The 19145-nt window shown below is 72.0% G+C and carries 16 protein-coding genes; 1 reads left to right on the top strand and 15 read right to left on the bottom strand.

Translation table 11 applies throughout. From position 1 onward, the window contains the following. Window positions 1–119: 119 nt before the first annotated feature. Window positions 120–1433: a salicylate synthase gene (locus WBN91_RS12675; RefSeq protein WP_337723033.1), complete on the bottom strand. Its 1314-nt coding sequence runs from the start codon at window positions 1431–1433 to the stop codon at window positions 120–122. Window positions 1434–1848: 415 nt separating this feature from the next. Between WBN91_RS12675 and WBN91_RS12670 the strand changes: the two genes are divergently transcribed. Next, the gene (locus tag WBN91_RS12670; RefSeq protein ID WP_337723032.1) at window positions 1849–5130 is read left to right on the top strand and encodes a hypothetical protein; all 3282 of its coding nucleotides are present in this window, start codon (window positions 1849–1851) and stop codon (window positions 5128–5130) included. A gap of 36 nt (window positions 5131–5166) precedes the next feature. Here WBN91_RS12670 and WBN91_RS12665 read toward each other — a convergent pair whose 3' ends face one another. The 14 genes from WBN91_RS12665 to WBN91_RS12600 form a co-directional block, all read right to left on the bottom strand. After that, window positions 5167–5331: a hypothetical protein gene (locus WBN91_RS12665; protein WP_337723031.1), complete on the bottom strand. Its 165-nt coding sequence runs from the start codon at window positions 5329–5331 to the stop codon at window positions 5167–5169. Between the two features lie 108 nt (window positions 5332–5439). Next, the gene (locus WBN91_RS12660; protein ID WP_246029586.1) at window positions 5440–5655 is read right to left on the bottom strand and encodes a helix-turn-helix domain-containing protein; all 216 of its coding nucleotides are present in this window, start codon (window positions 5653–5655) and stop codon (window positions 5440–5442) included. A 5-nt stretch (window positions 5656–5660) separates the two neighbouring features. After that, window positions 5661–6671 carry a sugar phosphate isomerase/epimerase family protein gene (locus tag WBN91_RS12655; protein ID WP_337723030.1) on the bottom strand — a complete coding sequence of 337 codons (1011 nt, stop codon included), beginning with the start codon at window positions 6669–6671 and terminating at the stop codon, window positions 5661–5663. After that, complete coding sequence (locus WBN91_RS12650) at window positions 6668–8032, bottom strand: alkaline phosphatase family protein (protein ID WP_337723029.1); 1365 nt, start codon at window positions 8030–8032, stop codon at window positions 6668–6670. The genes WBN91_RS12655 and WBN91_RS12650 overlap by 4 nt, the downstream gene beginning before the upstream one ends. Beyond that, complete coding sequence (gene eboE, locus WBN91_RS12645) at window positions 8029–9102, bottom strand: metabolite traffic protein EboE (protein WP_337723028.1); 1074 nt, start codon at window positions 9100–9102, stop codon at window positions 8029–8031. Before eboE ends, WBN91_RS12650 begins: the two co-directional genes overlap by 4 nt. Further along, window positions 9099–9953 (bottom strand): TatD family hydrolase, encoded by an 855-nt coding sequence (locus WBN91_RS12640; RefSeq protein ID WP_337723027.1) that lies wholly within the window; start codon window positions 9951–9953, stop codon window positions 9099–9101. The genes eboE and WBN91_RS12640 overlap by 4 nt, the downstream gene beginning before the upstream one ends. Continuing rightward, window positions 9953–11266, bottom strand: a complete 1314-nt coding sequence (locus WBN91_RS12635; RefSeq protein WP_337723026.1) for an EboA domain-containing protein — start codon at window positions 11264–11266, stop codon at window positions 9953–9955. Before WBN91_RS12635 ends, WBN91_RS12640 begins: the two co-directional genes overlap by 1 nt. Next, on the bottom strand, window positions 11263–12042 hold the full coding sequence (locus tag WBN91_RS12630; RefSeq protein ID WP_337723025.1) for an SCO3242 family prenyltransferase: 780 nt from the start codon (window positions 12040–12042) through the stop codon (window positions 11263–11265). The genes WBN91_RS12635 and WBN91_RS12630 overlap by 4 nt, the downstream gene beginning before the upstream one ends. After that, a complete protein-coding gene (locus WBN91_RS12625) occupies window positions 12039–13199 on the bottom strand; it encodes an inositol-3-phosphate synthase (RefSeq protein ID WP_337723024.1) in 1161 nt (386 codons plus the stop codon). Before WBN91_RS12625 ends, WBN91_RS12630 begins: the two co-directional genes overlap by 4 nt. Before the next feature lie 74 nt (window positions 13200–13273). Continuing rightward, on the bottom strand, window positions 13274–14470 hold the full coding sequence (locus WBN91_RS12620; RefSeq protein WP_337723023.1) for a substrate-binding domain-containing protein: 1197 nt from the start codon (window positions 14468–14470) through the stop codon (window positions 13274–13276). Window positions 14471–14501: 31 nt separating this feature from the next. Further along, window positions 14502–15518 (bottom strand): ABC transporter permease, encoded by a 1017-nt coding sequence (locus WBN91_RS12615; RefSeq protein WP_337723022.1) that lies wholly within the window; start codon window positions 15516–15518, stop codon window positions 14502–14504. Then, on the bottom strand, window positions 15515–16489 hold the full coding sequence (locus WBN91_RS12610; RefSeq protein WP_337723041.1) for an ABC transporter permease: 975 nt from the start codon (window positions 16487–16489) through the stop codon (window positions 15515–15517). Before WBN91_RS12610 ends, WBN91_RS12615 begins: the two co-directional genes overlap by 4 nt. 35 nt (window positions 16490–16524) lie before the next feature. After that, window positions 16525–18012 (bottom strand): sugar ABC transporter ATP-binding protein, encoded by a 1488-nt coding sequence (locus WBN91_RS12605; RefSeq protein WP_337723021.1) that lies wholly within the window; start codon window positions 18010–18012, stop codon window positions 16525–16527. After that, window positions 18009–19127, bottom strand: coding sequence for a Gfo/Idh/MocA family protein (locus WBN91_RS12600; protein WP_337723020.1), 1119 nt, complete (start codon window positions 19125–19127; stop codon window positions 18009–18011). Before WBN91_RS12600 ends, WBN91_RS12605 begins: the two co-directional genes overlap by 4 nt. Window positions 19128–19145: the final 18 nt, after the last annotated feature.

Below are 19145 nucleotides of genomic sequence, written 5' to 3'. Positions count from 1 at the left end.
CAGGCCATACGGGGATGACACAAGCAAGAAGCCCAAGTTGCGCTGTGTCCTCCTCGGTGGACTGCCGCTTGCCGGCTTCGCCGAAGAGCACGCGCTGCGCGCGAAGGGTGGGGGTGTTCCTAGGCCTTGACGACGAAGGGGGCTACTGAGGACAGCTTCTCGCAGGTTTCCTCGAACTCTCGTTCTGGCGTGGAGTCCGCGACGATGCCTGCGCCTGCCCGGAGCCAGGCTCGGTCGGATTCCTGGTAGACCGCGCGCAGTACCAGGGCCGCGTCCAGGGAACCGTCGTGACCGGCGGTGATCACTGCGCCCGAGTACAAGCCCCGCGTCTCGTCCATGCGGGAGATGGCGTCCAAGGACTCGCGCTTGGGGATGCCCGATGCCGTTACTGCCGGGAACACGGCCTCCAGGGCGTCCCATGCCGTGCGGCCAGGGGCGAGGTCGCCGTTGACCAAGGACGCCAAGTGCTGCACGCTGCCGCGCTCCTTGATGCCCATGAAGTCACCCACCCGCACCGAGTCGGGTGTGCAGATCCGGCGCAGCTCCTCCTGCGCGGTGCGGACGGAGACGGCGTGTTCGAAGACTTCCTTCGGGTCGGTTTCCAACTCGGTGCGGGCTGCCGCGTCGATTTCCGCGCCTCGGCCGAACGCCCTGGTGCCGGCCAGGGGCTGGGTTACCACCCTGCCCTCGGCGTCCACGGACACGATGATCTCCGGGCTGAAGCCGGCCGCCTCCGCGCCGTCCAGGCGCAGTACGAACGAACGTGCCGGGGTGTTGCCGCGGCGGCCCAGTTCGTAGGTGGCGACGATGTCGACGGGGAACGGGATGCGCACCGAACGAGACAGGATGACCTTTTGGTACTGGCCCTGTCGGATTTCCTTGACCGCCTGGGCCACCCGCTCGCGGTAGCTGGCGCCGTCTGCTCGGATGTCGACGGGGGCGGCCTCGGTGGTGTTGGCGCCGAAGTCGTTGCGCAGGACCTCGCGCACTCGGTCCAGTTCACGGGTGTCGATCGAGCGGACCGTTGCCTTGCCGTTGGCGAGGGTGACCTCCGTGCGGGGCACGATCAGGCGCACGATCTCGCCGACCGGCACGTCCGCGCCGCGCAGGGCGAGGCCCGGGACCAGGCCGGAGAACCCGAAGTCCACTCGACCGTAGGCACGCCAACCCGGGATGCCCAACCCGGCGAGCGCCTCGCCCAACGCCTGACCCGGCGAACCCGTCCAGGACCGTTCGACCTGCTCACCGCCGTGGACGACCCGCACGTGGCCGGCGTCCAGGGTCACCGTCGCCAGCGCGCCGCCCGCGAAGGTCCAGGCGCCCCCGCGCTCGTAGACCACGTAGTCGTCGAACCCGGACCGCGCCAGCCGCGCGACCAGTTCCAGCGGATCAGCCGACCCCGTCGCGATCTCTTCCAGGTCGTACTCGGTCACACCCAACTCCTCGGTCTCGGCACGCTGTCGCGGCAAGGCAACCCTAACCTAACTTAGGTTCGCCTGGGTTGAGCTGTTCGGCGGATCGACCGCCGGATGGATCACACTTGACGCGAGCCCCGCCGACGCTTAACGCGGTCCACAGTGGACCGACGCCGGACGGGCCTGTTCCGCCTGAGCAGCACCACCGTGCTCACGGTCAGGTTGACGAGCGTGCTCAGCTGCAGCGCGATCTCGAGAACTTGCTGGAACATCTCCGGTCACATCCTTCATCCGAGTGGCGATGCACCTTGTGTAGGACGGGCCGGTAGCGTTCGGTGACGGCCTTGAACGTTCGGTGAACACCCGCCTCCCGACCGCCGGGTTCGACGTTCGTTCGGCGTTCGGGTGCGAACGACGGAGAGGGGAACGCGCGGTGGCAGGCAGGCTCGACCCGGTCGACCCCGGAGCGCCGGCCGAACTGCGGGTGCTCGCGGAACGGCTGCGGACCGCGATGACCGATGCGGAGTACCGGGTGTCGCGGGTCTTCGCCGCCGACGCCGGTGTCTCCCCCGCCACCCTGTCCGACGCGCTCGGCGGCTCGAAGACGCCCAGCTGGGACACCGTCACCAAGCTCCTCAAAGCCTGCGACATCCCGCCGGACACGCGCTGGAAGCGGATGTGGGAGGCCGCCCAGCGGGCCGAACGCGAGTGGCGCGGGACGACCACCGCCGAGCCGGTCGAGGTCCGCCGACCCGGTGCGCTGTCGATCCGCCCACCGATCGGCGGACTACCTGCGCACGTGCGCGGCCGGGACGACGTGCTCGACCACATCTCGGCCCTGGTGGCCGAACCGCAGCCGGTCGTGCAGGTGCTGCACGGCCTGGGCGGCTGCGGCAAGACCACCATCGCGCTGGAGGTCGCTCGCCGCGCCGACTGCCCGGTCTTCTGGATCTCGGCGTCCCAACGCGGCGGGCTCGTCGAAGGCCTCAAGCAGGTCGCCCACGAGATCGGCGTGCCCGACGACCAGGTCGAACGCGCGTGGGCGGGGTTCGGCAGCGCCACGGACCTGCTCTGGCGACACCTCGACGCGGCACCGCACCCTTGGCTCCTGGTGGTGGACAACGCCGACGAGCCCCACCTGCTCGCCTCCGCGGGCGGCGTGCCCGGCGACGGCACCGGCTGGGTGCGACCCAGTCACCGGGGCACCACGGTCGTGACCTCGAGGGTCGGGGCGCGCGAGGTGTGGGGCAGCCAGGCCCGCTTGCACCACGTGGACGTCCTGGGCGAGGAAGACGCGGCGGACGTGCTGATCGACCTCGCCGGTCACGCAGGTGGCCGCGGCGCGGCACGGGCACTCGCCGAACGCCTCGGCGGCCTGCCACTGGCACTGCGCTCGGCCGGCACGTACCTCGGCCGCACGTCCCGCGGCGGCGGCCTGCTGCGCCGAGAGTCCGGCCGCCCGGCCCGTGCCGCTACCTTCGACGCCTACCGCCAGGCACTCGGCGACTCGGCCCTGGACCTGCTGGACGAGGGCGTACCCCACCTGAACGACGTCGAACGCCTCGAACAGCGGCACCGCGGTCTGGTCAGCCGCACGTGGGAGATGGGCCTGGACCTGCTGGAGGCGCAGGGGTACGTGCACGCCAGGGCGTTGATGCGCCTGATGTCGTGCTTCGCCTCCGCCCCACTGCCCGCCGACTTGCTGGACGAGGCCGTCCTCGCGGAGGCCGCCGGCCGCGCCGTCGTGCTCGACGACGTGGGACTGTCGCTGGAGGCACTGGTCGAGCAGGCCATGCTGGTGGTGACCGAGGTAGATGGCCTGACCGGCACCCCCGACCACGTCGGCGATTCACCCCTGGTCTGCCTGCTCGGCCACCGGCTCGTACTGGAGGCCGTGTCCAGCCGCTTGCGCGCGTTACCCGCCGCCGAACAGGCACCGACTTGGCGCGCGGCAGCCCGCCTGATCGCCCGAGCCGCCACACCCGCGCCGGAGGAAGCCGAGAACTGGCCGTGGTGGCGCCTGCTGCTACCCCACGTGGCCGCCCTCGTTGCGCAGGTGCCCGACGACGCCCCGGTGTTCCGGGAGGTGCTCGACTGCGCCCTCCGCGGCTTCGCCTACATGTCGTTCTCCGGCTACTGGGCCGACGCCAAGCGGTACTCGCAGGTGGTGCTGTCGCGGGCGCGCGTGCTCCCCGAGGACGATCCCCTGCTCCTGTCCACCCGACACCGCGCCGTGTTGACGAGCGAGTGGACCACTGAGAACCACGCGGAGTTCCGCCGGATCCTCGACGCCCAGACCCGGGTTCTCGGCGCCGACCACCCGGAGACCCTCATCACCCACCACAACGCCGCGGTGTTGCTCGGCAACCTCGAAGGCCATGCCCACGCGGTGGCGGAGATGCACGCGGTTGCTCGAACCCGCACATCGGTGCTCGGTGCGACCAACCCGTACACGCTGGTGTCCCGGGACGAGCTCGTGCGGATGTTGAGCGGTCTCGGCCACCACGAGGAAGCCGAAGCCGAGATCCGCGCGGTGATCGCCGCTTGCCGACGCGAGCGCGGTCACAGCGATCACTACACGCTGACGTGGCAGGCGAGGTTGGCGCGCGAACTGGTCAAGCGCGGCGCGACCGCCGTGGCGCTCGACGAGTTCGAACGGGTCAGGACCGAGCCGATCACGTCCAATTCAGCGCGGGGAGAGGTCGCCGACGTGCTCAAACTGCTCGGTCGGCCCGCTCAGGCCGCGGTCGAGTACCGCGAAGTCCTGCGCCACCTGCGGTCGACCGGCCTCGACCAGGACAACCGCTACCGCAAGACCTTGCGCGCGTACGCGGATTGCCTGGTCGAACAGGGTCTCGGCGACGACGCGATCGCCGCCTACGACGAGGAGATCGCACGGCACGCCCGCTCCGACGAACACCACGCGAAGCTTCGCCTCGACCGGGCCAAGGCGCTGATCAAGGCCAGTCGACAACCAGAAGCCGAGGAAGAGCTCCGGGACCAGCTCGCCGCACCCGCGACCGACGGGGTGGCCGCGGCGGTGCACTGGGTGCTGGCCGACCTGCTGGAGGTCCTGAACCGCCCGGCCGAGGCGCTGGAGTGCTACCGCGCCGGCCTGGAGGTCGAACAGCGGCTGTACGAGCCGAGGCACCGCGACGTCCTGGTGAGCCGTCGGAGGATCATCCGGATGCGGCGCAAGGTGGGCGAGATCGACGCCGCCGGGGCGATCGCCGAGTTCACCGACCTGCTGACGGACTACCTCGATGCCCACGGTCCCACGAGCACGTCGACGGCGTGGCTGCGGGAGGAGTTGGCCGGCGCCCGCCGGGCGGCGGGCGACATCGCCGGCGCCGAGGCGGAACTGCGGGAACTGGTCGACCTCTGCCGGGAGCACCACCAGCCCCACGACCACCTGACCCGACACGTCCTGTGGACGCTCGCGCGCACCTTGATCACCCGAGACCGTTGGGCCGAGGCCTTGCCCGTGCTGGAGGAGTGCCTCGCCGCCGAGCTGGCGGCACTGCCACCCGACGCCTGGGAGCCCTTGCGGACCAGGCGCCGGATCGCGCAGGGCCGGCATGAACTGGGGCTCGCGACCGCTGGGGAGACGGCCGCGGAGTACCGCGCGATCCTGCCCGCCCTGGAGGCACACGAAGGGCCGGACGGCAGCCTGCCCACGAAGATCCGCGAAGCTCTGGCCGAGCTCCAGGCCTGAACGCGGGCGACCGGCACCGACCGGCCCGGAGGACCGTCAGGCCGGGGTGGTGCCGTTGGCCGAGTTGCGGCGGGCGTCGTCGCCGTGGGTGGTTTCCGGGGTGGAGCCCGCCGGGGACGTCGTGGGCTGGGCCGTCCAGTCGGCGGACAGGCGGGTGCGGCGCGGGTTGGCCACCGTGCGACGGGAGTCGAGCTCGTGCATCATGATCCTTTCAACCGAATGGCGCATCCTTTCATTACCTGTCGGCGCTCGTGGCCAAACGATGAGATACGTCACTCGACGAACTGTCGGTGACATGGAGCCGACCGCCTAGAGCCAACGGTGACCGGCCGCGCACACGCCCAGCTGGAACCTGGACCGCACGCCCAGCAGGGACTGGAGCCGGGCGATCTTGCGGTGCACCGTCCGGGTGCTCACGCCCAGTTCCCGCGCGATCGCGCGGTCCGTGGCGCCGGTGGCCAGCAGGGCCATCAGCCGCAGGGTCTCGGCGGTGGGTTCGGCGCCCACCGCCACCACCTCCGGCACCGGGATCAACCGTCCTCGCGGCGGGTGAAGGCGGCGTCGAAGGCTGCTGTCGGCTGGTCGAACAGCAGGCCCCGGATGAACTGCACCGCCTCTTCCGCCCCGCGCAGCCGGTCCATGCCGGCGTCCTCCCACTCCACCGAGATCGGGCCCCGGTAGCCGATCGCGTTCAGCGCCCGGAAGCACTCCTCCCACGGCACGTCACCGTGACCGGTGGACACGAAGTCCCAGCCCCGCCTCGGGTGCGCCCACGGCAGGTGCGACCCGAGCCGACCGTTGCGGCCGTCGAAGCGCTTCTTGGTGTCCTTGCAGTCCACGTGGTAGATCCGGTCGGCGAAGTCCAGGATGAACCCGACCGGGTCCAGGTCCTGCCACACGAAGTGCGACGGGTCCCAGTTCAGGCCGAACGCGGCTCGGTTGCCCACCGCGTCCATCGCGCGCCGGGTGGTCCAGTAGTCGTAGGCGATCTCCGACGGGTGGACCTCGTGCGCGAACCGCACCCCGACCTCGTCGAACACGTCCAGGATCGGGTTCCAGCGCCGCGCGAAGTCCTCGTACCCGTCCTCGATGACCTCGGCGGGCACCGGCGGGAACATCGCCACGTACTTCCAGATCTTCGACCCGGTGAACCCGACGACGGTGTCCACGCCCAGCGCCGCCGCCGCCCGCGCGGTGTCGGCCATCTCCGCCGCCGCCCGCTGCCGCACGCCCTCTGGCGACCCGTCCCCCCACAGCCGCTCGGGCAGGATGGCCTGGTGGCGGAAGTCGATCGGGTCGTCGCACACCGCCTGCCCCACCAGGTGGTTGGAGATGGCGAAGACCTTCAGCCCGTGCCGGTCCAGCTGGGCCAGCTTGGCCTCGACGTACCCCTCCTCCGACACCGCCCGGTCGACCTCGAAGTGGTCCCCGGAACAGGCGATCTCCACCCCGTCGTACCCCCACCCGGCGGCGAGCTTGCAGACCTCCTCGAACGGCAGGTCCGCCCACTGCCCGGTGAACAACGTGATCGGCCGGCTCATCGCTGCGACTCCTTCACAGGCATCCCTTGCAGTTCCAGCAGGAGGTCGCGGACCTCCACCGCCTCGACCCGGTCCCGGTCCACCGGCGCGGAGCACAGCAGCACCGGCCCGTCCTCGTCCCGGTCGGGCAGGCGGCCGTGCGAGCCCCGCACCCACTTCGGGTCCAGCGGCACCACGTTCATGGCGTACCGCAGGCCCACCTTCTTGCGCACCAGGTTCAGCCCCGCCCGCGCCTTGGCGAACCGGTCGGCCGGGTCGAAGAACAGCTCCGCCGGGTCGTAGCCGGGCTTGCGGTGGATGTCCACACCGCGCGCGAAGTCCGGCGCCCGCGCGTCGTCGAGCCAGTAGTAGTAGGTGAACCAGGCGTCCGGCTCGGCCACCGCGACCAGCTCGCCGGACCGCTCGTGGTCCAGCCCCACCGCGCCCTGCCCGGCCCGGTCGTACACCTCGTCCACGCCCGGCAGCTCGGAGAGCACCGCCCTCGCCCGGGGCAGGTCCGCCGGGTCGCGCACATAGACATGCGCGATCTGGTGGTCGGCCACCGCGAACGCCCGGGACGTCCACGGGTCGAGGTACTCCATGCCCGCCTGGGTGTGGACCTCCAGCAGCCCGGCCCGGCGCAACGCCCGGTTGACGTCCACCGGCCGCCGCGCCTCGGTGATCCCGTACTCCGACAGCACGACGATCGTGGCGTCCAACTCCAACAACGGCTTCAGCGCCTTGTCCACATCGGACGCCGCCCGACGAGCTTGCGCGGACGACGGCCCGAACCGCTGGAGGTCGTAGTCCAAGTGCGGCACGTAGACCAGCAGCAGGTCGGGCCGCTCCTCGCGGAAGACCTTCACCGACGCGTTCACGATCCACTCGCTCGACTTCAGCGCCGCCGTCGGCCCCCAGTACTGGAACAGCGGGAACTCCCCCAGCGCCCCGGTCAGCCGGTCGTGCAGCTCCGGCGGCCGGACGTAGCAGTCGGGCGACTTGCGGCCGTCGGCGTGGTAGATCGGGCGCGGGGTCACGGTGATGTCGGTCGACGCGCCCATCGCGTACCACCAGCACACGTTCGCCGCCTTGTACGAGGGCTCGAACCGCCGCGCGGTCTCCCACAGCTTCTCCCCCTGCACCAGGCGGTTGTGCTGCCGCCACAGGTGGACCTCGCCGAGGTCGCGGAAGTACCAGCCGTTGCCGACGATCCCGTGCTGCGCGGGCGTGAGCCCGGTCAGGAAGGTGGCCTGCGCGCTGCACGTCACCGCCGGCAGCACCGTGCCGAGCGACGCCCGGCCGGGCAGGGCGGACAGGTTCGGCATGTGCCGCAACAACCCCGGCGTCAGGCCGACGACGTCGATAACCACCAGCGGCTTCACACCGCCACCCCCGTAGTCAGGTGCTCAGAGGCCCACGCCAGTTCGGCCGCGATGCCCTCGGTCAGGTCGCCCGCGTCGGGCAACACGGTCCACGTGTAGGTCTCGACCTCCACGTGCGCCTCCTCCTCCAGCGCCCCCACGGCCGCGACCAGCACGTCCGTGGTCGACCGCAGGCCCGCGCGGGGCACCGCGTGCAGCGGCACGTGGAAGTGGACCCGCCACGGGTGCTCGCCGGGCAGCCGGTCGAACGCCTCGGGCAGGTCGTCGGCCGCCAGCACGCCGTCCGGCGCGTTCTCCCGGACCTGGTGCAGGTACCGGGGTTCGGCGAAGTCGGCCAGCGCCTCCCGGGCCGCGCGCGGGTCGGGCACCTCCAGCGCGGCGGAGGCCTGCACCTTCACCACCGGCAGCCCGGACGAGCGGATCAGCTCCACCGTCTCGACCGGGTCGGCCCAGGACACCGCGAGGTGGCAGGTGTCCAGGCACAGCCCGATGTGCGCGGGGTCCACGCGGTCGGCCAGCCACCCGACGGCGTCGGCCACGGTGTCCAACACGCACCCGGGTTCGGGTTCGACCGCGAGTCGCACGGGCCGGTCCAGGTCGCGCAGGAACGCGGTCAGCTCGGACAGGGCGGACTCGGCGTGGGCGTCGTCCCAGTCGGTCCACGGCTCCCGCCAGCCCAGCGGCAGCGTCGAAATGCTGCCGTAGGTCGCCGACGCGGGCATCAGGTCGGCCAGGATGGTCGCGCAGTCCTGGGTGTAGGCCAGCCGGCGCGGATCGACCCAGTTCGGCCGGTACACCGCGTGCTTGACCACGGTGTCGTGGAAGTCGCCGTACGGGAACGCGTTGAGCGTGCTCACCGACAGCCCCCGGGCCGTCAGCTCGTCGCGGAAACCCCGCCGCGCCACCGGGTCCGCCGCCAGACCCCGGGCCACGGACGCGGGCAGCCACAGCCCGAGCGGCAGGACGTCCACGCCCAAGCGCTCCCGCACGCCCACGGCGTGCCGGTCGAGCTGGTCGAGGATGCCCGCCAAGTCGTGCGCCGGGTGCACGTTGGTGCAGTAGGCGATCACCGCTCACCCCGCAGCACGGAGTTGCCGGTGCCCGCGTGCACGGCCCCGACTTCCTCGACGTCGAGCAGCAACCGCCCGCTCTGCCCGTAGAACTGCACGGGGTTGTGCCACAGCACCTTGTCCACATCGGACTCGTCGAACCCGGCGGCCAGCATCGCCAACCCGGTCTTGTGCGTCTTCAACGGGTCCGAGCGGCCCCAGTCGGCGGCCGAGTTCACCAGCACGCGGTCGGTGCCGTACTCCTTGAGCAGGGCCACCATCCGGTCCTCGTCCATCTTGGTGTCCGGGTAGATGGAGAACCCCATCCAGCACCCGGAGTCCGCGACGGCCTTGATCGTGGTCTCGTTCAGGTGGTCCACGACGACCTTCTCCACCGGGACACCCGACTCGCGCACCACGTCCAGCGTCCGTTGCGTGCCGGCCTTCTTGTCGCGGTGCGGGGTGTGCACGAGCACGGGGAGTTCGTGCAACAGCGCCAGTTCGAGCTGGCGGGCGAAGGCGTCGTCCTCCTCGGGGGTCATCGAGTCGTAGCCGACCTCGCCGACCGCGACCACGCCGTCCTTGACCAGGTAGCGCGGCAGGACGTCGAGCACCTCGGTGAGGCGGGGGTCGTTGGCCTCCTTGGGGTTGAGCGCGATGGCGCAGTGGTGGGCGATGCCGTACTGAGCCGCGCGGAAGCGCTCCCAGCCCACCAGGCCGTCGAAGTAGTCCACGAACGACCCGACCGACGTGCGCGGCTGGCCCAGCCAGAACGCGGGTTCCACCAGCGCGCGGACGCCGGCGGCGTGCATCGACTCGTAGTCGTCGGTGGTGCGGGAGGTCATGTGGATGTGCGGGTCGAAGATGCGCATCAGGCGGCCTTTCGGAGCAGGGCGAGGGCGTCTTCGGGCACGGCGCGGCCGGCGGCTTCCCGTTCGTCGGCGAACCCGGCCACCATCCGCAGCAATTCGTCGTCGGTGCGCTCGGCCAGGCCCGCGACCACGTCCAGCGGGACGCCCATGAACAGGCACTTCAGCACGCCGTGCCGCCACGAGTGCTGGTCGAGGTGGTCGCGCGCGAACGGCCCGAGCGCCGCCGCGACCAGCCCTGTCTCGTTGGTGCGCAAGGCGTCCTTGACCAGCTCGACGCCGACCTCGGGCACGCGTGCGCCGACCGTGCCGAGCGCTCGCAGCACCGCACGGCGTTCCGCGGAGCTGCCGTGCCGGTACAGCGTGGTCAGGGTTCCCGCCAGATCGCCCGGGTATGCCTCCAGCAGCCGGACCCGCAGGTCGTCCTCGCGTGCCCGGTCCACGCGGCCCGCGCCGGCGAAGAGCCGTTCCAACGCCGCGGGGTCGGCGCGGACCTCCCGTTCGGCCGCCGCCGTCCACGACGCCGACCGCAACGCGGCGAAGGACCTCCGGGCCACGTCCGGTGCGGCGTGGCTGTGCCGGGGCAGCTCGACGGCGGCGACCCCCGCGTACCCGATGTCGGTCAACGCGGCGAGGGTGCCGGGCAGGTCGAGGTGTCCTTCGCCGAACTCCAGGTGCTCGTGCACGCCCGGCAGCATGTCGTCCAGCTGCACGTTGACCAGCAGGTCCCCGGCGCGGCGGATGCAGGCGGCGGCGTCCACGGGTTCGACGGCCACGCAGTGCCCGACGTCCAAGGTGATCCGCAGGGCCTCCGGGTCACCCAGTTCGGCCCGCAGCCTCAGCGCGTCTTCGAGGCGTTCCACCAGCATCCCGGGCTCGGGTTCGAGCCCCAGCGGCACCGGCGGCGCGCTGTCCAGGACCGCGGACACACCGGACTTGAGCCGGTCCCACGAGTCGCCGATGCCGGACCAGAACGACACGCAGTCCGACCCCAGGTCGGCGGCGATCCTCGTGGCCCGCGCCAGGAAGTCCACCCGGACCTCCTGCGACTCGCTGACCAGCGTCGGGTGGTGCTTGCGGCGCGGGTCGAGCAGGTAGCGGGCGCCGGTCTCCACCACCGACCGCAGCCCCAGTTCCGCCAGCCGCGCCGAGACCCGCTTGGTCTGCTGGGCCACGTCGTCGGCGTACGGGTCGAGGTGGTGGTGGTCCAGGGTCAGGGCGACGGCGGTGTAGCCGAGGTCGGCGATCACGGCCAGGGCGTCGTCCAACCGGTGGTTGGCGAACCCGTTGGTGCCGTACCCCAGGTGGAACGTCATGTGGGACCCACCTTCCGGCTGAGCCGACGTGCCAGCGGCAGCACCAGTGGCACGAAGGAAGCGTTGCGGGACAAAGCGGACTGGAGCAGCACCATGCCGTGGATGCCGGCCTTGGTCGCGGCACGAGCGTTGGCCGCCGAGGGGTCGCGCACCGCTTCCCACTGGGCCCGGCCCACTGACGCCGCGTACCCCAGCGCGGACGCGATCCCCGCCAGTCCCGGCTTCCTGACCAGGGCCGCCAGCGCGGTCGCGGCCGTTCCCGAGAGCACCGCGCGAGCCACCCCAGGTGACGTGCCGTGCACCTCGCCGCGCGACAACACGGTGACGCCCAGGGTGTGCGCGGCCATCAACGCGGCAGGCAGCACGGCCCGGCCGCCCATCAACACGTCCAACCCCCGGCACGCGGCCATCGCGAACGGCCCGGCGGGGGTGTCCTTCAAAATGGTGTCGTAACTCCACACAGCGGCGGCCAGCGGCACGGCGTTGCGCCCGGCGACGGCCGCCAGACCGACACCGACCGCGGTCAGCCCCGCCGCCGTGGCCAACGCGGCCTCCGGTGAAATCCGGCCGGACGGGATCGGCCGCTCGGGCCGTTCGACCGCGTCGACCTCCCGGTCGGCCCAGTCGTTGAGCGCCATGCCCGCCCAGTACAACGCGACCGACGCCAGCGGCAGCAGCAACCGGCGGCCCCGCAGCGGCCCCGGCGCCCCGACCAGCGTGTCCCCCAGCACCGTCAACGCGGCCGGCGCCCGCACCAACTCCAGGTACGCCTTCATCGGCCCAGCTCCGACGCCCACCGGTGCAGCTCCCGGGTCTGGTCGGCGAACCGGTGCTCGTCACTGCCCAACGGGTCCTTGAAGAAGAACCCCAACGCGCCCAGCGCCCCGACCTGGCCCGCCCGGTGCGCGGCGGCCACCAGCCGGGCCAAGTCGAGCACCAGCGGCGCGGCGAGCGCCGAGTCCAGGCCCGTCCAGGTGAACTGGAGGGTCATCCGCGCGCCCAGGAACCCCTCGAAGGACACGTGGTCCCACGCGGTCTTGGTCTCGCCCAGGTCGGGGACGTTGTCGATGTGCAGCGGGGCCGGCACCGGCTCGCCCAGCAGCGACTCCAGCCCGCGCGCCTTGGAGCGCAGCTTGCTGTCCGCGTGCGCCGGGTCCTCCAGCGTGGCACCGTCACCGCCGCCGAGCAGGTTCGTGCCCGCCCACGAGCGCACGCGCAGCGCGCGCGAGGTGAACATCGGCGCGAGCACGGTCCGCACCAGCGTCTCGCCGGTCTTGCCGTCCCGGCCCGCGTACGGCAGGCCCTCCTGGCGGGCCAACGCGTCCAGCGCGGGCAGGGCGATGCCCGTCGAGGGCGTGAAGTCCACGAACGGGCAGCCCGCGTTCAACGCAGCGTAGGCGGCCACCGAACTGGGCGGCAGCACCCGCTTCGCCGGGTCGGCCAGCGCTCGTTCCAGCAGGTCCAGGTCGTCGTGCTCGGGCACGTGCGGCACGGGCGGTTCGGTCGAGGACACGTTCACCACGACCACCCGGGCCAGGCCGTGCCGGTCGCGGAACGCGGTGATGTCGCCGGCCAGCCGCCGGGCCGCGTCGGCCTGCGGGCCGTCGTCGGTGGCCGGGTGGTAGCCCTCGCGGACCTCCGCGTCCACCGCCAGCAGACCCGCGCGCACCGCGCCGAGCACGTGGTGCGGCAGCACCCCGCCCTGCGCCAGCAGCTCGGCCCGCTTCTCCAGCGGGGTCGGGGACACGTCGTGCCCGCCGACCACCAGGTCCGACCAGCCGGGCAGCGGCAGACCCGCCAGCTCCGGCCGTTCGGTCACGCAGCCGGTCGCGGGCACCAGCCCGGCGCGCAGGGCGAGCAGTCCGCTGACCGCGGTGGTCGCGACGGAGCCGCGCGCGCCGATCAGCCACAGTCCGGTGGGTTCGTCCGCCATTGGTCGTCCCTCTCGGCAGGGTGTGGGGTACCGCGAGCGGGCCGGGGTCGCGCGGCCCGCCCGCGGTGGCTCACTTACTTCCAGGGCGCCGGGTAACCCGGCATCTGGTCGCAGCCGCACATCGCGTAGTGCAGCGGCGGCATGTCCTCCTTGATGAAGTTCTGGAGCGTGTCCTGCGTGACCTTCGGCTGCGGCAGCACCCACTCCTGCGGGACCTGCTTGCCGTTGAGGATGCGCAGCGCGGCGATGACCGGGGTCCGCCACTGGTAGGTCGGGTAGGTCGGGGCGACGGCGGTCAGCTTCTCCTTGGCCCACATGCGCAGGAAGTCCTGCTGGTCCTCGCCCACGATGGCGGGCAGTGCCGAGCCCGCGTCCTGGAAGGCCTCCACGGCGGCCACGGCGGTCGCGCCCGCGTCCATCCAGACGCCGTCGATCTTGCCCTCGCGCTGGATGTAGTCGTTGACGATGGACTTGGTCTTGGCCGCGTCACCGTCGGTGAACTCCACGCCCACGATCTTCAGGCCGCTGCCCGCGAAGATCTCGTTGGCCGCCGCCCACCGCTGCTCCAGCACGTCCACGCCGGGCAGGATGCGCAGCGCCAGCACCTTGCCGCCCGCGGGCACCTTCTCCTTGAGGAACTCCGCGCCGTCCGCGCCGAACGCGAACCCGCCGATCGGGTGGATGAACGTGACCGGGCAGCTGGTCTTCACACCGCGGTCGAACACGATCACCGGCACGCCGGTCTTGCACGCCGCTTCCACCGCGGGCGTGAGGGTGGCGGTCGTGTTCGGCGAGACGATCAGGGCGCTGCACCCCTGCGAGGCGAACGACTGGATGTCGCTGATCTGCTTGTCGTCCTTGGCCTCGGCGTCCAGCACGGAGAACTTCGTGATCTCCGGGTGCAGCTTCACCTCCTCCTGCATGGTCTTGAAGCCGACCTGCCGCCACGGGTTGTCCACCGAGGCGTTGGAGAAGCACAGGTGGTAGTTCCCGCCGGGCTTGGCGAACTTCGCCGTGTCCACGAGCTTCGGGTCCAGCGCCTGCTGCCACGGCTTGAACTGCGCGTTCTCGCCGTCGAGGTCCACGCCCTTGGCGGACCGGAACTTCAGCTGCCGCTCGTACTCGGCCTGGTCGAAGAACTCCGACTTCGCCGCGTCCTTCGCGCCGGTCGTCGTGCTCGTGCCGCCGCTGCCGGCGTCCGGCAGATCGCTCGAACACCCGGCCAACGCGAGCGCGCCCGCGAAGGCCACTACGGCCAACTTCCTGTTCATCGTGCTACTCCTCGGCTTCATTGGCGGAGTTCTAGGGGAGAGCGGGAGCGGTCTTGCGCGGGCGCAACTTCTGCCGCAGACCGGCTCCGAGGGCGGCGTAGGCGACCGCCGCGATGATGATCACGCCCTGGACGGCCGACTCCAGCGCGCCGGAGACGCCGACCAGGTTCAACAGGGAGAACAGTGCTTCCAGCGACAACGCTCCGGCCGCCGCGGCGACGACCGAGCCGCGCCCTCCCCCGAGGAGCACGCCGCCGAGGACCACGGCGGTGATGGCCCGGAACTCCAGGCCCTGTCCGACCTGCGCGGACACGCCGGCGAACCCGGCGAGCAGGATCGCGGCCAGCGCCGCGAGGACACCCGAGAGCACGAACGCGAGCAGCCGCAGCCGTTCCACCCGGCCGCCCGCGAGGCGGACCGCGTTCTCGTTGTCGCCCACCGCGAGCAGGGTCCGACCGGTGCCGCCGCGCATGAACAGCACCGCCCCGACCAGCACGGCGAGCAGGATGAGCACCGACCACGGCACCGCGCCCAGCAGCGGCAGGTCCACACCGCCGCGCCCGAACTGCCGGAACGACGGGGACAACGCGCCGCGCGGCGCGCCGCCGGTCCACAGGAACACCGCGCCGTCCAGGACCAGCAGCATGCCCAGCGTCACGATGAACGACGGCACCAGCAGCCGCGTGGTGATCAGCCCGTTGACCAGGCCGACCAGCACGCCGAACCCGAGCAGCAACGCGATGACCCACACCGTGTTGCCGTCGTCGCCGGAGATCAGCCGGGCCGCGATGACCACCTCGGCGGTCACCAGCGAGCCCACCGACAGGTCGAACCCGCCCGACACCACCACGAAGTACTGCCCGATGGCGAGGATCACCAGCGGCGCGGCCCGCTTGAGCAGCGCCAGGTACCCGGCGGGCTCGCTGTAGGCGGGGCCGGTGAAGGCCAGTGCCACCAGCAGCACCACCAGCACCACGAGGACCGGCGCCGTGCCGTCGGCCAACCTCGGTCGCCACTGCGTCATCTGGCGCCGCACGACCGCGTTCATGAGGCCCTCCCGGAGGCCGGCTTGCGGCGGGCGTAGAGCGCCACCGCGACGATGAGCACGACACCGCGCACCACGTCCTTGAAGAACGGGTCCACCGCGAGGTCGTCGAAGATCGTGTCCAGCGTGGCCAGGATGAGGACACCGCCCAGCGTGCCGACGACCCCGCCGCGCCCCCCGGCGAGCGCTGCGCCGCCGAGCACAACGGCCGCGATGGACTCCAGGTCGTAGCCGGCGTCCGTGCCGACATAAGGAGCGCCGGAACCCAAGCGTGAAGCCAGGAACACGCCCGCGAGACCGGCCATCAAAGCGCACAGCACGTGCGCGATGACGATCGTGCGCGAGGTGCGGACACCGGACAGCCGCGCCACGTCGATGTCGCCGCCCACCGCGTACATGTGGTAGCCGGCCCGAGTGCGCCGCATGTACCACCACGCGCCCGCCGCGATCAGCACCATGAGCAGCGCCGCGATCGGCACCGGGCCGATCCGGTCGTACCCCAGGTGCTGGAACGAGCGCGGCACGCTGCCCGCCGGGCCGGTGTAGTTGTGCTCCAGCCAGCCGCGCAGGATCAGCGCGACGCCGAGCGTGGCGATGAACGCGTTGGCCTTCAACACGGTGATGACCAGCCCGTTGACCAGTCCGACCGCCGCCGCGACCGCGAGCGCCAGCACCACGCCGGGGAAGATCATCGACCCCTGCCCGGACATGGTCTCCGCCGCGACCAGCGAGCACAGTCCGATCAGGTAGGCCACCGACAGGTCCAGCGACCCGGTGACGATCACCATCGTCTGCCCGACCGCGACCAGCCCCAGGACCGTGCTGCGGGTGAGGATGTTGAGGATGCCGCCCTGGTCGAGGAGCACACCGCCGTCCACCGCCACCAGCACGCTGCCCACGACCAGCAGGGCCGCCAGCGCCAGGTACACGGTCACCGTGGGGGTGAACGAGAACCGGCGCGCCCGGGGGGCCACGCGCCGCGCGACCGGGACCTTCTGTTCCACGACGCTCACGCCACTTCTCCGATCCCGTGACCGGTGGCCAGCCCCATGACCGCTTCCTCCGACGCCCCCGCGGGCAGTTCGCCCGCCACCGCGCCCTCGTGCATGACGAGGATGCGGTCGCTCATGCCGATCAGCTCGGGCAGTTCCGAGGAGATCATCAGGATCGCCATGCCGTCCGCGGCCAGGTCGCGCAGCAGCCGGTACACCGCCTGCTTGGCGCCGACGTCGATGCCGCGGGTCGGCTCGTCCACCACCAGCACGCGCGGCCGGACCGCGAGCCACTTGCCCAGCACGACCTTCTGCTGGTTGCCGCCGGACAGGTAGCGCACCTCCTGGTGCTGGCCGCGCGAGATGACGTTGACCGACTTGAGCAGGTCGGCCAGGTCGGTGTGCTTGCGCGCGGGCTTGCCCCGCAGGGCGGCCCGCCGGACCAGCAAAGCGTTGTCCCGCACCGACTGCCGCAGCGCCAGGCCCTCGCCCTTGCGGTCCTCGGTGACGTACCCGATGCCCTTGCGCACGGCCGTGCGCGGGCTGCCCACGCGGACCGGCTTGCCGTCCAGTTCGAGGGTGCCGGTGGTGAACGGCTGCACGCCCCACACCGCGCGGGCGATCGCCGAGCGGCCCGAGCCCTGGAGACCGGCCAGGCCCACGATCTCGCCGGCCCGCACCTCCAGGCTGACGTCGCGCACCCGTTGGTTGCCGGCGTTCTTCAGGGCGAGCCTGACCTCGCCGGGCGTCGACTCGCGGTCGGGGTAGAGGGCGTCCAGCGAGCGGCCCACCATGTGCCGGACGAGCTGGTCGGAGGTGATGTGCTCGGTCTCGACGCACGTCACGAACGCGCCGTCCTTGAGCACGGTGATGCGCTGGCTGAGGTCGAACACCTCACGCATCCGGTGCGACACATAGAGGATGGCCATGCCGCGCTCACGCAGCCGCTTCACCAGGTCGTAGAGCAGCTCGACCTCGTGGTCGGCCAGGGCGGCGGTCGGCTCGTCCATCGCGAGAACCTTGGCGTCGGTGGACAGCGCCTTGACGATCTCCACCACCTGCCGCTGCGCCACGGACAACCGGACCACCTCGGCGTCGGCGTCGATGCCGTCCTCGCCCAGCCACTCCAGCAGCCGCCGGGTCTCGGCCTCCATCGCGCGCCGGTCGACCTGCCCGCGCCGGACCGGTTCGCGGCCCAGGAAGACGTTCTCGGCGACCGTGCGGTGCGGCAGGAGGTTGAGCTCCTGGTGGATGATCGCGATCCCGGCGGCCTGGGCGTCGCGCGGCGCGGAGAAGGAGACTTCCTGCCCGTCCAGCAGGACCCGCCCCGAGTCGGGCTTGTGGACGCCCGCGAGCACCTTGAGCAGCGTGGACTTGCCCGCCCCGTTCTCCCCCATCAACGCGTGCACCTCGCCCGCGCGCAGCTCGAGGTCGACACCGCGCAGCACCTGCACACCGAGGAAGCTCTTGGTGATGCCCTCCAGCCGGACCGGGGTGTCGCTCACGCCGGCACCTCCGTCCACGCCCCGCCCGCCGCCGCGGACCGCAGCACGGCGTCGGTGATGCGCACCGCGCGCAGGCCGTCGGCGAAGGTCGGCAGGCCGTCGGCGGGTTCCTCGCCCAGCACCGCGCGGTAGGTGTCGGCGACGAAGGCGTCGAAGCAGTCCTGGTAGCCCTGCGCGTGCCCGGCGGGCAGGCGGGCGTAGCGGGCCGCGCCCGGCGACAGCGTGCCGGGGTCGCGCATCAGCACGGTGCTGCCCGCGCGGCGGCCCACCCACAGCCGTTCCGGGTCCTCCTGGTCGAAGCCGAAGCTGGCCTCGGTGCCGGAGACCTCCAGGTGCAGCCGGTTCTTGCGGCCGGCGGCGACCTGCGAGACCACGAGGATGCCGACCACGCCCCGCGCGGTGGTGAACTGGACGGTCGCGATGTCCTCGGTGGCGGTGCCGCTGCGCTCGTGCACCACGACGGTCTGGGCGGACAGCCGGGCGATGCGGTCGCCGGTGGCGAACTCCACCAGGTCGCACCAGTGCGAGCCGATGTCGGCGAAGGCCCGCGACGGCCCGCCCAGCGCCGGGTCGACCCGCCAGTCGTGGTCGGAGGAGCCCGCCAGCCAGTCCTGGAGGTAGCTGCCGCTGACCGAGGAGACGATGCCCGCCTCGCCGGTCTTGAGCCGCGCCCGCATCTCGCGGACCATCGGGTGGAACCGGTAGACGAACGGGACGGTGGCGATCCGGCCGCGGGAGGCGGCGAGCAGCGCGGTGGCGTCGGCGACGGAGGTGGCCAGGGGCTTCTCGCAGATCACGTGGACACCGGCGGCCAGCGCGGCCTCGGCGATGCCGGCGTGGGCGCTGTTGGGCGCGCACACGTGCAGCACGTCGACCTGCGCGTCGGAGAGCAGCGCGGTCAGGTCGGGGTAGCCACGGTCGGCGCCCACGGCCGCGGCGGCGGCGTCCGCGCCGACCGGGTTGCTCGCCGTCACGGCGACCACCCGACCGCCCGCGCGGCGCGCCGACTCGGCGTGCACCCGGCCCATGAACCCGGCGCCGACCACGGCCGTCCGCAGCGTGCGGGCACCGACGTGGCCGTCGCCGGCCGCCAGTGTTCCGTGGGTCACAGTCATGCGGCGAACCCTAAAACC

The organism is Saccharothrix sp. CCNWYY140, assembly GCF_037401995.1.
Classification (GTDB): Bacteria; Actinomycetota; Actinomycetes; order Mycobacteriales; family Pseudonocardiaceae; genus Actinosynnema.
This window is presented reverse-complemented; position numbering and strand designations above follow the sequence as displayed.

Coding starts and splice junctions, on each gene's coding strand:
- WBN91_RS12625 (WP_337723024.1), bottom strand. CDS start 13,199: ATGGCGGACGAACCCACCGGACTGTGGCTGATCGGCGCGCGCGGCTCC.
- WBN91_RS12600 (WP_337723020.1), bottom strand. CDS start 19,127: ATGACTGTGACCCACGGAACACTGGCGGCCGGCGACGGCCACGTCGGT.
- WBN91_RS12655 (WP_337723030.1), bottom strand. CDS start 6,671: ATGAGCCGGCCGATCACGTTGTTCACCGGGCAGTGGGCGGACCTGCCG.
- WBN91_RS12665 (WP_337723031.1), bottom strand. CDS start 5,331: ATGCACGAGCTCGACTCCCGTCGCACGGTGGCCAACCCGCGCCGCACC.
- WBN91_RS12615 (WP_337723022.1), bottom strand. CDS start 15,518: ATGAACGCGGTCGTGCGGCGCCAGATGACGCAGTGGCGACCGAGGTTG.
- WBN91_RS12640 (WP_337723027.1), bottom strand. CDS start 9,953: ATGCGCATCTTCGACCCGCACATCCACATGACCTCCCGCACCACCGAC.
- WBN91_RS12635 (WP_337723026.1), bottom strand. CDS start 11,266: ATGACGTTCCACCTGGGGTACGGCACCAACGGGTTCGCCAACCACCGG.
- WBN91_RS12630 (WP_337723025.1), bottom strand. CDS start 12,042: ATGAAGGCGTACCTGGAGTTGGTGCGGGCGCCGGCCGCGTTGACGGTG.
- WBN91_RS12620 (WP_337723023.1), bottom strand. CDS start 14,470: ATGAACAGGAAGTTGGCCGTAGTGGCCTTCGCGGGCGCGCTCGCGTTG.